Origin of the sequence: Streptomyces sp. NPDC020192, assembly GCF_044388685.1 — a bacterium.
Taxonomy (GTDB): domain Bacteria; phylum Actinomycetota; class Actinomycetes; order Streptomycetales; family Streptomycetaceae; genus Streptomyces.
The window spans coordinates 122,467-135,207 of the sequence record NZ_JBIRXG010000001.1; the positions used below are offsets into that span (position 1 = coordinate 122,467).

Sequence of the window (12,741 nt, forward strand, 5' to 3'; positions counted from 1 at the left end):
GGGCTGTGTCGACATGCGGCTCCGCCGCGTGGGCGCGACCAGCCACGACGCACCCGCAGCCGGAAGCGGTCAGCACCCCTACGGCGGGAAGCCTCTACCCCAGCACCGGACGCCACTTCGGATCCCGCCCGCTCAAACCGATCGCCCGGTCCAGCAACGTCGCGGACTCCGGCACCGGAACGACCGGCCCGAACAGCCCGCTCCCCCGATTCGGATCGTCGGCCGCGGCACGCAAGAACGTGAGCGCCGCCCCCAACGCAGCAGGATCAGGGACGTACTCCTGCCCGGTGGCGCGAGCCAGATCCCACCCGTGGATGACCAGCTCGTCGGCGACGACGGCACCCGCGACCGCGGCGGGCAGGTCCACGCCACCGGCCCGGGTGTCCCCGGTCCACGCGGCCGGGGACCGCCAGGCGTCGGCCAGATCGTCCAGCACCTTGGGCAGTTCCTCGCGCCAGCCGGGCCCGATGTCCGAGGCGGCGACGGCCGGGCTGGTGTCGGTCGTGGGGCCGAGATCCTTGCGGGCCGCGTCGCGGAAGGCGACGGACAGCCCCAGCAGATGGCCCAGCAGATTCCGTACCGCCAGGTCAGGGCAGGGTGTCGGGCCGGTCAGCCGCTCGTCGGTCACGGCTTCGGCGAGCCGCGCCACGATCCTGGTCTGCGGTCCGAGGTCCAGCGTGGTCATTCCTGTCTCACTCCTTCAGGGTCGCGCTACCTGTACGAAGGGCAGACCGGCGGGCTCCGGAAGACTCATCGGTCCCACGCCGTCTTGTCCACGGCGACCGCCCGCCGCCCAGGCACCACACCGCGATCACCGGGTCGCACAGCGCGCAGCCGAACGAGGAGTCGTGGGCGAACGGGATGATCGGGTGGCCCTTGAGGTGGTGCACGACGTCCCAGGCCGTGTGCAGCAGCCAGCCGGCACCGATCCAGGCCCAGGAGTCCAGCCCCTTGTAGGCGACGTAGGTGGACAGGGCGGTGAACGCGAACTCCCAGCCGCCGAGGCCGCCGCCACTGAGGTAGGCCGCGCCCGCGCCGGCCACCATGACCGCGTTGAAGCGGCGCCGGCGGGGTTCGGGGATGAGGGACATCAACAGGACGTAGACGAGACCGATGATGATCGGGGCGACGTAACGCATGCGCTCGACGGTAGGGGCGCGTCCGCCCGTGCCCCAGGGGCACGACTGACACGTTCCGACGGATTGCCGCCAGCGGTCTGCCACGGCGAAATAAGGCACCTTGCCGATCCACGCTCACCCCCCTTAGCCCCACGATGACCAGGCATGACGACCTCCTGGACCCTGCCGCGCGTGCTGCGCGACCGCAACGCGGGGCTGTATCTGGCGGCGGTGGTGGTGTCGGGCTTCGGCAACTCCGCGCTCTTTCTGGCATCGGGTGTGTGGGTGAGGGACCTGACCGGCTCCGACAGCCTGGCCGCGCTGTGCATGCTCGCCATGTGGGCCCCCGCCCTGGTGGGCCCGGCGCTGGGCACGATCGCCGACCGCGTGCGGCGGGGGCCCCTGCTGGTGGCCCTGAACGCGGGACTGGCAGCCCTGCTGCTCACCCTGTGCACCGTGCGCTCCCCGGGCGGCCTGTGGCTGCTCTTCACCGTCCTGCTGGTCTACGGCGCCGCCGAGGTCGTCCATGACGCGGCCGAGTCGGCCCTGGTGACCGCTGTGATCGGCCCGGAGCGGCTCGGCGACTTCAACGGGCTGCGCATGGCCGTCACCGAAGGCATGAAGCTCGTCGCCCCGCTGACCGGGGCGGGTCTGTACACGGCCTTCGGCGGCCCGGCCGTCGCCTGCCTGGACGCGGGCACCTTCGCGGTCGCCGCCGGGCTGTACGCCCTGCTGCGGGTGCGCGAGGAGCGGCCCGCCCGGTCCGGCGGCAGCCGGCGGAGGGAGACCGCGGAGGGCGTCCGGCACCTGTGGGGCCACCCGGAGCTGCGACCACTGGTCCGGGCGGGCGGTACGACGATGCTCCTCGCCTCGTTGAGCAGCACCACGCTGTACGCGGTCGTCGACCGCCTCGGCCACTCCCCCGCGTACACGGGCCTGCTCTACGCCGTCCAGGGCGCCGGTTCGGTGACGGCCGGGCTCGTCTCGGGCGCCGCGCTACGGCGGCTCGGCGCGCGGCGGTTCGCGGCGGCGGGGATCGCGCTGACCGCACTCTCGGTGATCGCCCGTGCCGTGCCGTGGGACCCGGTCGCCCTCGCCTCCTCCGCGGTGGGCGGTCTCGGGCTGCCCTGCGTGCTCGTCGCGGCGTTCACCGCCGTGCAGCAGCAGACGCCCGGCCCGCTGCTGGGCCGGGCGACGGCCACCGCGAACACCCTGGTCTTCACGCCCAACGTCATCGGGCTGGGCGTCGGGGCGGGCCTGGTCGAACTGGCCTCCCCCGGGCTGCTGTTGCCGCTCTACGGCCTGGCGCTGCTGCTGACGGCGGCCTCCCTGTGTCAGCGCGCCGCCAGCGCCTCGCGCACCGCCGCCAGATCCGAGTCCGACGCCAATCCGGCGTGATACAGCCGCAGTTCCGTCGCGCCCCGCGCACGCGCGCGTGCCGCGTCGTCGGCGAGGGTGCCGGGGCTGCCGCCCATGCCGGAGACCACGGTGAAGTGGGCGGCCAGCACCGTCTCCTTTCGGGCGTGTGCGGCGAAGGGCTCCAGCGGGGCCGTACCGCCGGTGCACGGTACGACGACGCCGTCGGCGACGGAGAGGACGCGGGCGGGGTCGACGCCGGCGTTGGCGCCACAGTGGTAGGAGACCGGGTCGGCGTGCAGCAGGACCTGGAAGCCGGACGGTGCGGCGGCGCGTACGGCGGCGACGGCCTCCTCCTGGAGGGTGCCGGCGGTTTCCTCGCGCCACGCGCGCGTGCGGGCCGCCGTCTCCTCGCCGAGCAGCTTGCCGACCGTCGGCCAGCCCTCGTCGCCGGCCGCGCCCCGCCACAGCGGCTCCAGCGCGTCCCGCACGGAGGCCGCCAACTCGTCCGGGTCCAGGCCCTGTTCGCCGTACCCGGAGCGGCAGGACGGGCAGAAACACAGGGACATCAGGTACTGCCCGGCCTCCCCGAGACCGACCCCGCCGGTCTTGTCGTGGGCGTGCAGATGCTGGAGCCCGTACCAGCCGAGGGACTCCAGCTCGGTGCCGTGCGCGCCGGGGCGTACGGCGGCCTCGGCGGCCAGGTCGACGAGGTACGCGCGCGTGGCGGGCTGGGCGATGCAGGGCGCCCAGGGGTAGCGGTCGCCGTAGGCGTTGACGACCGAGGTGTCCGGGTGTTCGGCGCCCAGGCGGGAGTTGTGCGCGAGGACGACCCAGGTGTGGACCTCCGGACCGGCCGCCGCGAGGGCCTGCGCGGCCTCGCCGTAGGCGTCGCCCGGGGCCCAGCGGCCGGCCGGGTACGGCCTGAGGCCCCGGCCCGCCCAGCGCTCGCCCGGCGGGTAGAGGGCGGCCGCGTACTCGGCGGTGACGATGCGGTGGCGGGGGTGGCGGGGGGTCAGGGCGCGGGTGGAGTGGTAGGCGGCGGCGAGGGTCACCTGCTCCACGCCGAGCCCGGCCACGCGCGCGGGGGCCTCGGGGTCCCCGGTGACGTCCCAGGGGTAGAGGAACGCGGACGTCTTCACCGGCCCTCCTCCAGCAGCGCGTAGCCCCGTTCGATCAGCTGGGCGAGCTGCTTGACGTGCTCCTCCGGCGGCTCGTGGAGCGGGGGCCGGACCTCGCCGACGTCCAGGCCGCCCAGCCGTACGCCCGCCTTGACGAGGGAGACGGCGTAGCCGCGGCCCTGGGCGCGCAGTTCCACGAACGGGCGGTAGAAACCGTCCAGGAGGCGCCGGACCGTGGCCGTGTCGCCCGTGTTCAGGGCGCGGTGGTAGGCGAGGGCGATCTCGGGGGCGAAGCAGAAGACGGCCGAGGAGTACAGGGTGATGCCGAGGGCCTGGTAGGCGAGCTGGGTCTGCTCGGCGGTGGGCAGGCCGTTGAAGTACAGGAAGTCCCCGGGGGCCTCGGTGCGCACGGCGCTGACGATGCGCTGCATGAGGTCGAGGTCGCCGAGGCCGTCCTTGAGGCCGACGATGCCGTCGGTGCGGGCGAGTTCGACCACCGTGTGCGGGGTGAAGACGGCGTTGTCGCGCTGGTAGACGATGACCGGGAGGGCCGTGGCGGCGGTGACCTCGCGGTAGTGGCGCAGCAGGCCCTCCTGGCCGGCCTGGACGAGGTACGGCGGCATGGCGAGCAGTCCGTCGGCGCCCGCCTCCTCGGCCAGGCACGCGTAGCGGACGGCGAGCGCGGTGCCGTATCCGGCACCCGCGACCACCGGCACGCGCCCCCCGGCCGCCTCCACGGCCGCCCGGACGCAGTCCTGGAACTCCTCCGGCAGCAGCGCGTGGAACTCTCCGGTGCCGCAACAGGCGAACACGGCGGCGGCACCGGCCTCGACGCCCTGGCGCACATGGGTGCGGTAGGCGTCGAGGTCGAGGGCGCCGTCCTGGCCGTAGGCCGTGACGGGGAAGAAGAGCGGTCCGCGCGGATCGCTGAGCCGTTCGGTGAGAGGGGCTGGCGTCACGGGCTCTCCCTTGAGACACACCGGTCTTGAGGCACACCAGTGCATGTTTCTGATTAACGTCTACATTTCTGAACGCGACCACGCTAAGGGGCCCCCTTGGGGCAGGTCAAGCAGGCAAACTCGCAACCCCGAAGCGAATTCACCGAGATCACGGGACACTTGACGGTGCACGGCGAAACTCTCTAGCTTGTCCACGTATGTGAATACTGGCCACAAGGAGGACCGAGGATGCCCGCTCCCCGCACCGTTCTGCTCACCGGCGCCGCCGGCGGGCTCGGCACTCTGATGCGGTCCCTGCTGCCGGAGTACGGCTACACGCTGCGCCTGTTCGACGTGCGTCCGGTCGAGGGCGCGCCGGACGCGATCACCGCCGACCTCGGCGACACGGCGGCGGTGCGCGAGGCGGTACGCGGCGTGGACGCGATCCTCCACCTCGCGGGCATCTCGCTCGAAGCCCCGTTCGAGAAGATCCTGAAGTCGAACATCGAGGGCACGTACAACCTGTACGAGGCCGCCCGCCAGGAGGGCGTGCCCCGGATCGTCTTCGCCTCCTCCAACCACGCCGTCGGCTTCGCCCCGGCCCCGCGCGCGGGTGAGCCGCTGATCCCGATCGACACCCCGCGCCGCCCGGACACCTTCTACGGCCTGTCCAAGTCCTTCGGCGAGGACCTCGCCCAGCTCTACTGGGACAAGCACGGCCTGGAGACCGTCTCGGTGCGCATCGGCTCGTGCTTCCCGGAGCCGACCAGCGTGCGCATGCTCTCGGTGTGGATGAGCCCGGCCGACGGCGCCCGCCTCTTCCACGCGGCCCTGACCGCCGAGGAGGTCGGCCACACGGTCGTCTACGGCTCCTCCGCCAACACCCGCCTGTGGTGGGACCTGACCACCGCGCGGGCGCTCGGCTACGAGCCGCAGGACGACTCCGAGCCGTACGCCGAGAAGCTGATCGCCGAGCAGGGCGAGCTGGACCCGGGGAACCCGGCGCACAGCCACCTGGGCGGGCACTTCGTGAGCGACCCGCCGATCTGGCCGCACTGACCCCGGCGAAGGCTCCGGGCGGCGGAAAACAGTCGCTCACGCGCGCGGGCGGGCACCGAACGGGCCCGCCCGCCGTCGTGTTCGGGCATCCGGACCGCCCGCTCTCACCCCGCCGGCCACGGCCTCGCAGGTCCGCGCCGGGCACCGCCCTGGGTGAACGGGCCCAAGCGGGCAGTATCGGGCCCGCAACAGGCCTGGTCAGTCCCGCGCACCCGCTGTAGAACTTCCCCCATGAGCCCGAACGGGCAGGCCATGGAGCACAGCGGGAAGGTGGTGACGAGATGAGCACGAGGACGGCCGAAGAGCGCCAGCGCGAGATCGTGCGGGCGGCGCGCGCCACCGGGCAGGTCGACGTCACCGCGCTCGCGGCCGAGCTGGGCGTGGCCAAGGAGACGATCCGGCGCGATCTGCGCGCCCTGGAGAACCACGGCCTGGTCCGCCGTACGCACGGCGGCGCCTATCCGGTGGAGAGCGCCGGCTTCGAGACGACGCTCGCCTTCCGCGCCACCAGCCATGTACCCGAGAAGCGCCGGATCGCGGCCGCCGCGGCCGAGCTGCTCGGGGACGCCGAGACGGTCTTCGTGGACGAGGGCTTCACCCCGCAGCTGATCGCGGAGGCCCTGCCCACCGACCGGCCACTGACCGTGGTCACCGCCTCCCTGCCGGTCGCGGGCGCCCTGGCGGAGGCCGAGAACATGTCGGTGCTGCTGCTCGGCGGCCGGGTCCGGGCCGGCACGCTGGCCACCGTCGACCACTGGACGACGAAGATGCTCGCCGGATTCGTCATCGACCTCGCCTACATCGGCGCCAACGGCATCTCCCGCGAACACGGTCTGACCACGCCCGACCCAGCCGTCAGCGAGGTCAAGGCACAGGCGATACGGGCCGCCCGGCGGACCGTGTTCGCGGGCGTGCACACCAAGTTCGGCGCGGTCAGCTTCTGCCGGTTCGCCGAGGTCGGCGCGCTGGAGGCGATCGTGACGAGCACCCTGCTGCCGGCCTCAGAAGCCCACCGCTACTCCCTGCTGGGCCCGCAGGTCATCCGGGTCTGAAAAACCAACTCACTCGGTCCAAAAAAGTCAACTCACGCGCACACGCGGCACATCCACGCCATGAAGTGCCCTTTATATCCCCATTAATCCAGGAGCGATCCATGCGAACCCAGAGCCGACGGAGGCCGCGAGCCACGCTCGCCATGGCCGCCGCAGGGACGCTGCTCGCCCCGCTGCTCTCCGGCTGCTGGGTCGGCGCGGGCGGGTCCGGTTCCGGCGGCGACGCCATCAACGTGCTGATGGTCAACAACCCCCAGATGACCGAGCTCCAGAAGCTCACCGCCGCCCACTTCACCAAAGAGACCGGCATCAAGGTCAACTTCACGGTCCTGCCCGAGAACGACGTCCGCGACAAGATCAGCCAGGACTTCGCCAACCAGGCCGGCCAGTACGACGTGGCCACCCTGTCCAACTACGAGATACCGATCTACGCCCGCAACGGCTGGCTGCACGAGATGAACTCGTACGTCGCGAAGGACCCGTCGTACGACGAGCAGGACGTCCTCGCGCCGATGCGGCAGTCGCTGACCGCCGCCGACGGCAGGCTCTACGGGCAGCCCTTCTACGGCGAGTCGTCGTTCCTGATGTACCGCAAGGACGTGTTCGCGGCGAAGGGCCTGACCATGCCGGCCCACCCCACCTGGCAGCAGGTCGCCGACCTGGCCGCCCGGGTGGACGGCGCGCAGCCCGGGATGAAGGGCGTCTGTCTGCGCGGCCTGCCCGGCTGGGGCGAGCTGATGGCGCCGCTGACCACCGTGGTGAACACCTTCGGCGGCACCTGGTTCGACAAGAAGTGGACGGCGCGTCTGGACTCGCCGGAGTTCGAGAAGGCGACAAAGTTCTATGTCGATCTGGTCCGTGCGCACGGCGAGTCCGGCGCCGCCCAGTCCGGCTTCGCCGAGTGCCTGAACGACATGACCCAGGGCAAGGTCGCCATGTGGTACGACGCCACCAGTGCGGCCGGACTGCTGGAGGCGACGGACTCACCGGTCAGGGGCAAGCTCGCCTACGCGCCCGCCCCGGTCGAGAGGACCCGGTCCTCCGGCTGGCTCTACACCTGGGCCTGGGGCATCCAGAAGGCCTCCCGCAACCCCGACAAGGCCTGGAAGTTCATCTCCTGGGCGTCGAGCAAGGGCTATGAGCAGCTGGTCGGCCAGACCAGTGGCTGGCCGAACGTGCCCGCGGGCAAGCGGGCGTCGACGTACCAGAACGCCGACTACCGCACGTCGGCCGCCGCCTTCCAGGAGATGACCAAGGAGGCCATCGAGAGCGCCCGCCCGAACGACCCGGGCGTGCAGCCACGGCCCGCGCCCGGCATCCAGTTCGTCGGCATCCCCGAGTTCACCGACCTCGGCACCAAGGTCTCCCAGGAGATCAGCGCGGCCATCGCCGGACGCCAGTCCGTCGGCTCGGCCCTGAACACGTCGCAGGCTCTCGCCGAGAAGATCTCCAAGGAGTACGAGGGACGATGACAGCGACGACCACGGCCCCTCTCACGGCCACCCCCGCACGGGCCTTGAAGCAGCCCTCGGCCCGGCTGCGCGCCTGGGCCACCCGGGCCCCGCTGCTGCCGGCCCTCGTCTTCATGATCGCGGTCACCCAGCTGCCGTTCGTGGCCACGCTGGTGATCTCCTTCTTCGACTGGAACGCCCTCTACCCCAAGGCCCGCCACTTCACCGGCCTCGACAACTACCGCCAGGTACTCACCGACGCCGACCTGCGCCACTCGGTGTGGACGACCGTGCTACTCACCGTGGCGGTGGTGGTGGCCAGCCTGGTCCTCGGGCTGGCGCTCGCACTGCTGCTGGACCGGAGGTTCCGCGGCCGGGGCATCGTGCGCACCCTGCTCATCGCCCCCTTCCTGATCGTGCCGGTGGCCGCGGCCCTGCTCTGGAAACATGTGCTCTACAACCCTGAATACGGCTTGCTGAATGGGTTGTTGCACTATGTGGGCGGCCCACAGCCCGACTGGATCTCGAACACCCCGCTGCTCGCGGTCGAGGCCTCCCTGGTGTGGCAGTGGACGCCGTTCATGATGCTGATCCTGCTCGCCGGGCTGCAGAGCCGGGACCAGCAGCAGATCGAGGCCGCGCGGGTCGACGGCGCGAACGACTGGCAGATCTTCCGCCACCTCACCCTCCCCCACCTGCGGCGCTACCTCGAACTCGGCGCCCTGCTCGGCTCGATCTACATCGTCCAGAACTTCGACGCTGTCTTCACGATCACCTCCGGGGGTCTGGGGACGGCGAACCTCCCCTACACCGTCTACCAGAGCTTCTACCAGGCCCACGAGAACGGCCTCGCCTCGGCCGCCGGCGTCCTGGTCGTCATCGGCTCGATCATCATCGCCACCTTCGCGCTGCGCGTGGTGTCGTCCCTGTTCCGCGAGGAGGTGTCCCGCGCATGACCGCCGTACCGCGCCGGAACGGACTGAGTGCCGTACTGCGCCACAACGGGCTGGGCCTCGTGGCCTGGCTGGCCGGGATCGTGTTCTTCCTGCCGATCGCGTGGATGGCGCTGACGTCGTTCCACTCGGAGTCCGACGCGGCGACCAACCCGCCGTCCCTCACGGCGTCGTTGACGCTCGACGGCTACCGCGAGTTCTTCGGCAGCGGCGGCGGGGCGAGCCCGTGGCCCGCGCTGGTCAACTCCACGGTGGCGTCCGTGGTCTCCACCGTCTGCGTCCTGCTGCTGGCCCTTCCGGCGGCGTACGCGCTGTCGATCCGGCCGGTGAAGAAGTGGACGGACGTGCTGTTCTTCTTCCTGTCCACGAAGATGCTGCCGGCCGTCGCGGGCCTGCTGCCGATCTACCTGTTCGCCAAGAACACCGGGATGCTCGACAACATATGGCTCCTGGTCATCCTCTACACCTCCATGAACCTGCCGATCGCGGTGTGGATGATGCAGTCCTTCCTCGCCGAGGTGCCGGTGGCCGTCATCGAGGCGGCGAGAGTGGACGGCGCCAGGCTCCCGACGATCCTCGCGCGCGTGGTCGCGCCGATCGCCCTGCCCGGCATCGCGGCGACGGCGTTGATCTGCTTCATCTTCAGCTGGAACGAGCTGCTGTTCGCCCGAGTCCTGACGGGCGTGGTCGCCGAGACCGCCCCCGTCTTCCTGACCGGCTTCATCACCAGCCAGGGCCTGTTCCTGGCCAAGGTGTGCGCCGCGTCGCTCGTCATCTCCCTGCCGGTGCTCGCCGCGGGGTTCGCCGCCCAGGACAAGCTGGTCCAGGGCCTGTCATTGGGAGCCGTGAAATGAAGGCCGCCGTCATCGAGTCCGTGGGCCGCGCCGTCGTCACCGAGGTGCCCGACCCGGCACCGGGCCCGCGCGAGGTCGTCGTGGACGTGGCCGCCTGCGGCCTGTGCGGCACCGATCTGCACATCCTCCAGGGCGAGTTCGCGCCCAAGCTGCCCATCGTCCCCGGACACGAGTTCGCGGGCGAGGTGGTCGGGGTCGGCACCCAGGTCACCGAGCTCGCGATCGGCGACCGGGTGGCGGTGGACCCCTCGCTGTACTGCTACGAGTGCCGTTACTGCCGTACCGGACACAACAACCTGTGCGAGCGCTGGGCCGCGATCGGTGTGACGACGGCCGGCGGAGCGGCACAGTACGCGGTGGCGCCCGTGGCGAACTGCGTGAAGCTGCCCGAGCACGTACGCACCGAGGACGCGGCCCTGGTGGAACCGCTGTCCTGCGCGGTCCGCGGCTACGACGTCCTGCGGTCCCGCCTCGGCTCCCACGTCCTGATCTACGGCTCCGGGACCATGGGCCTGATGATGCTGGAGCTGGCCAAGCGGACCGGCGCGGCGAGCGTGGACGTGGTGGACGTGAACCCGGCCCGGCTGGAGACGGCCCGACGGCTCGGCGTCTCGGGGGCGGCGGGCAGCGCGGACGAGTTGGACCGCCCGCAGGGCTGGGACCTGGTGGTGGACGCGACCGGCAACGCGGCCGCGATCCAGGACGGCCTGGACCGGGTCGCGAAGGCGGGCACGTTCCTGCAGTTCGGGGTGGCGGACTACGCGACACGCGTGACGATCGACCCGTACCGGATCTACAACCAGGAGATTACGATCACCGGGTCCATGGCGGTGCTGCACAGCTTCGAGCGGGCGGCGGAGCTGTTCGCGAACGGGGTGCTGGATCCGCAGGTCTTCATCAGCGACCGGATCCCGCTGGAGCGGTACCCGCAGGCGCTGGAGCAGTTCGCGGCGGGGGTGGGGCGGAAGATCGTCGTGGTGCCGTAGAAGTTTAAGGGAACGGTAAAGCGCCCTTGCTCGTTCACCCGGCATGACAGCTATGACCCCCGGCTCGAACATCCCGCTGCCCACCACTCGCGTGACGGTGGACGTCGCCGCCCCGGTGCGGCTCGACGTATCGGGCCTGCTGCTCACGGGCGACGGCAAGGTGCGTTCCGACGACGACTTCATCTTCTACAACCAGCCGAGCGGCCCGGGCGTGACCTACCGCTCGGGCGGCGGTACGGCCCCTGACGCGATCACCGTCGACACGGCGGCCGTACCGCCCGGCATCGAGAAGATCGTCGTCACCGCCAGTCCGGACGCCCAGGGCCAGACCTTCCAGGGCATCGAGCCGACGGCCACGATTCGTGGCGCGGACGACAACAGCGTGATCGCCACGTTCACGCCCCCGCAGCTCGGTGCCGAGACGGCCCTGGTGATCGTCGAGATCTATCGGCGGAACGGCCAGTGGAAGGCCCGAGCGGTGGGCCAGGGGTACGCCGACGGGCTGGCGGGCATCGCGACGGACTTCGGGGTGACGGTGGAGGAACCGGCCACGGCACCGGCGGCTCCGCCGCAGCAGCCGGTGGCCCCGCCGGTCCCGCAAGCTCCTCCGGCTCCCCCGGCTCCCGTTCCCGGTGCGGGGAAGGTGAACCTGGACAAGGGCCGGGTCAGCCTGCAGAAGAACCAGACCGTGTCCCTGGTCAAGGCCGGCCGCCCGCTGCTCTCCCAGGTCAAGATGGGCCTCGGCTGGGAGCCGGCGTTCCGTGGCGCGGACATCGACCTGGACGCCTCCGTCATCGCCTACGGCCCGCAGCGCAACCATGTCGACAGCTGCTACTTCGGCAAGCTGACCATCCTGAACGGCGCGATCAAGCACTCCGGGGACAACCTCACCGGTGAGGGCGCGGGCGACGACGAGGTGATCGTGGTCGACCTCGGCCGCATCCCCCAGGAGGTCACCGGCCTGGTCTTCACGGTGAACTCCTTCTCCGGCCAGAAGTTCACGGACGTCGCCAAGGCCTACTGCCGCCTGGTGGACGCCGCCACCGACGAGGAACTGGTCCGCTTCGACCTCACCCATGCCGAGCCCCAGACGGGCGTCATGATGGCCAAGCTCATCCGCCAGTTCTCCGGCGAGTGGGACATGACCGCGCTGGGCGACTTCGTGAAGGCACGCACGGTGCGGAACATGGTGGAACCGGGGGCGCGGGCGCTGTAGAGGGTCCTGCGACAGCCTGCGGCGCCCCCGTCCGTCAGGGGGCGCCGGGTTCTCACGTCTCCCCGCCCGGCCGCAGCCCCTCCGTCAGCAACGCCAGATACCGGCGGATCTGCGCGCCCTTCCCATCCGCCAACTCCGACGCCGTAGCCACCCCATGAGCCAGCCGAAGCAGCTCGATGGGCTCCAGGTCGGCCCGCAGGAACCCCTCCGCTCGTGCCGCCTCGATCAGCCGGCCCGCCGCGCTCCGCACGGTCGTCCCGCACGCCGTCATCGCCGCCGAGCCTCCGTCCGTGACCGCCGACCCCAGCAGCGCCTTCAGCCCGCGCACCTGGATCGTGCCGACGCACAGCTCGTACAGCCACTCCATCAGCGCCTCGCCCGGCGGCAGTTCCGCCGCCAGCTCGTCCGCCCGCGTCCCCAGCGCCGCGATGCGGTCCACGTACGCGGCCTCCAGCAGCGCCTGCCGCGTCGGGAAGTGCCGGTAGAGCGTGCCGGAGCCGACGCCCGCCCGCTTGGCGATGTCGTCGAGTGACGCGTTCTCCCCATGCTCGGCGAAGGCCTCCGCCGCCACCTTCAGCAACCGCTCGTAGTTGCGCCGAGCGTCCGCGCGCATGGGCCTGACCTGCGTCATCCAGTT

Annotated in this window: 13 protein-coding genes; 8 read left to right on the top strand and 5 right to left on the bottom strand. The window is 71.4% G+C overall.

Features of this window, described 5'->3' with window-relative positions; translation table 11 throughout:
* Positions 1-94: 94 nt before the first annotated feature.
* Together ACH47Z_RS00600 and ACH47Z_RS00605 are read right to left on the bottom strand one after the other, a co-directional pair.
* Entirely contained in the window at positions 95-685 is a 591-nt protein-coding gene (locus ACH47Z_RS00600) for a TIGR03086 family metal-binding protein (protein WP_399068975.1), read from the bottom strand.
* A gap of 7 nt (positions 686-692) precedes the next feature.
* Positions 693-1,139 carry a DUF6010 family protein gene (locus ACH47Z_RS00605; RefSeq protein ID WP_399068976.1) on the bottom strand — a complete coding sequence of 149 codons (447 nt, stop codon included), beginning with the start codon at positions 1,137-1,139 and terminating at the stop codon, positions 693-695.
* 144 nt (positions 1,140-1,283) lie between these two features.
* Here ACH47Z_RS00605 and ACH47Z_RS00610 point away from each other — a divergent pair, with 144 nt between their 5' ends.
* On the top strand, positions 1,284-2,516 hold the full coding sequence (locus tag ACH47Z_RS00610) for an MFS transporter (RefSeq protein WP_399068978.1): 1,233 nt from the start codon (positions 1,284-1,286) through the stop codon (positions 2,514-2,516).
* On the opposite strand, the gene ACH47Z_RS00615 is transcribed toward ACH47Z_RS00610, so the two are convergent.
* Together ACH47Z_RS00615 and ACH47Z_RS00620 are read right to left on the bottom strand one after the other, a co-directional pair.
* The gene (locus ACH47Z_RS00615; RefSeq protein ID WP_399068980.1) at positions 2,453-3,616 is read right to left on the bottom strand and encodes a hypothetical protein; all 1,164 of its coding nucleotides are present in this window, start codon (positions 3,614-3,616) and stop codon (positions 2,453-2,455) included. The two genes, ACH47Z_RS00610 and ACH47Z_RS00615, sit on opposite strands and share 64 nt — an antisense overlap.
* Positions 3,613-4,554 (bottom strand): 5-dehydro-4-deoxyglucarate dehydratase, encoded by a 942-nt coding sequence (locus ACH47Z_RS00620; RefSeq protein ID WP_399068982.1) that lies wholly within the window; start codon positions 4,552-4,554, stop codon positions 3,613-3,615. Before ACH47Z_RS00620 ends, ACH47Z_RS00615 begins: the two co-directional genes overlap by 4 nt.
* A gap of 228 nt (positions 4,555-4,782) precedes the next feature.
* Between ACH47Z_RS00620 and ACH47Z_RS00625 the strand changes: the two genes are divergently transcribed.
* From ACH47Z_RS00625 to ACH47Z_RS00655, 7 genes are all read left to right on the top strand, one after another.
* Positions 4,783-5,592 (top strand): NAD-dependent epimerase/dehydratase family protein, encoded by an 810-nt coding sequence (locus ACH47Z_RS00625; RefSeq protein WP_399068984.1) that lies wholly within the window; start codon positions 4,783-4,785, stop codon positions 5,590-5,592.
* A 281-nt stretch (positions 5,593-5,873) separates the two neighbouring features.
* Positions 5,874-6,644, top strand: a complete 771-nt coding sequence (locus ACH47Z_RS00630) for a DeoR/GlpR family DNA-binding transcription regulator (protein ID WP_399068986.1) — start codon at positions 5,874-5,876, stop codon at positions 6,642-6,644.
* Positions 6,645-6,745: 101 nt separating this feature from the next.
* Positions 6,746-8,116, top strand: coding sequence for an ABC transporter substrate-binding protein (locus ACH47Z_RS00635; protein ID WP_399068988.1), 1,371 nt, complete (start codon positions 6,746-6,748; stop codon positions 8,114-8,116).
* On the top strand, positions 8,113-9,051 hold the full coding sequence (locus tag ACH47Z_RS00640; protein WP_399068990.1) for a carbohydrate ABC transporter permease: 939 nt from the start codon (positions 8,113-8,115) through the stop codon (positions 9,049-9,051). The genes ACH47Z_RS00635 and ACH47Z_RS00640 overlap by 4 nt, the downstream gene beginning before the upstream one ends.
* Positions 9,048-9,902: a carbohydrate ABC transporter permease gene (locus ACH47Z_RS00645; RefSeq protein ID WP_399068991.1), complete on the top strand. Its 855-nt coding sequence runs from the start codon at positions 9,048-9,050 to the stop codon at positions 9,900-9,902. Before ACH47Z_RS00640 ends, ACH47Z_RS00645 begins: the two co-directional genes overlap by 4 nt.
* The gene (locus tag ACH47Z_RS00650) at positions 9,899-10,888 is read left to right on the top strand and encodes a zinc-dependent alcohol dehydrogenase family protein (RefSeq protein WP_399068993.1); all 990 of its coding nucleotides are present in this window, start codon (positions 9,899-9,901) and stop codon (positions 10,886-10,888) included. Before ACH47Z_RS00645 ends, ACH47Z_RS00650 begins: the two co-directional genes overlap by 4 nt.
* Positions 10,889-10,940: 52 nt before the next feature.
* Positions 10,941-12,104, top strand: coding sequence for a TerD family protein (locus ACH47Z_RS00655; RefSeq protein WP_399070328.1), 1,164 nt, complete (start codon positions 10,941-10,943; stop codon positions 12,102-12,104).
* Positions 12,105-12,156: 52 nt separating this feature from the next.
* Here ACH47Z_RS00655 and ACH47Z_RS00660 read toward each other — a convergent pair whose 3' ends face one another.
* The gene (locus tag ACH47Z_RS00660) at positions 12,157-12,735 is read right to left on the bottom strand and encodes a TetR/AcrR family transcriptional regulator (RefSeq protein WP_399068995.1); all 579 of its coding nucleotides are present in this window, start codon (positions 12,733-12,735) and stop codon (positions 12,157-12,159) included.
* Positions 12,736-12,741 lie beyond the last annotated feature (6 nt).

Excerpts from the sequence above, each read along its gene's own strand:
- ACH47Z_RS00610 (WP_399068978.1), top strand. The coding sequence starts at position 1,284 with ATGACGACCTCCTGGACCCTGCCGCGCGTGCTGCGCGACCGCAACGCG.
- ACH47Z_RS00660 (WP_399068995.1), bottom strand. The coding sequence starts at position 12,735 with ATGACGCAGGTCAGGCCCATGCGCGCGGACGCTCGGCGCAACTACGAG.
- ACH47Z_RS00605 (WP_399068976.1), bottom strand. The coding sequence starts at position 1,139 with ATGCGTTACGTCGCCCCGATCATCATCGGTCTCGTCTACGTCCTGTTG.
- ACH47Z_RS00600 (WP_399068975.1), bottom strand. The coding sequence starts at position 685 with ATGACCACGCTGGACCTCGGACCGCAGACCAGGATCGTGGCGCGGCTC.
- ACH47Z_RS00640 (WP_399068990.1), top strand. The coding sequence starts at position 8,113 with ATGACAGCGACGACCACGGCCCCTCTCACGGCCACCCCCGCACGGGCC.
- ACH47Z_RS00655 (WP_399070328.1), top strand. The coding sequence starts at position 10,941 with ATGACCCCCGGCTCGAACATCCCGCTGCCCACCACTCGCGTGACGGTG.
- ACH47Z_RS00645 (WP_399068991.1), top strand. The coding sequence starts at position 9,048 with ATGACCGCCGTACCGCGCCGGAACGGACTGAGTGCCGTACTGCGCCAC.
- ACH47Z_RS00630 (WP_399068986.1), top strand. The coding sequence starts at position 5,874 with ATGAGCACGAGGACGGCCGAAGAGCGCCAGCGCGAGATCGTGCGGGCG.
- ACH47Z_RS00635 (WP_399068988.1), top strand. The coding sequence starts at position 6,746 with ATGCGAACCCAGAGCCGACGGAGGCCGCGAGCCACGCTCGCCATGGCC.
- ACH47Z_RS00650 (WP_399068993.1), top strand. The coding sequence starts at position 9,899 with ATGAAGGCCGCCGTCATCGAGTCCGTGGGCCGCGCCGTCGTCACCGAG.
- ACH47Z_RS00625 (WP_399068984.1), top strand. The coding sequence starts at position 4,783 with ATGCCCGCTCCCCGCACCGTTCTGCTCACCGGCGCCGCCGGCGGGCTC.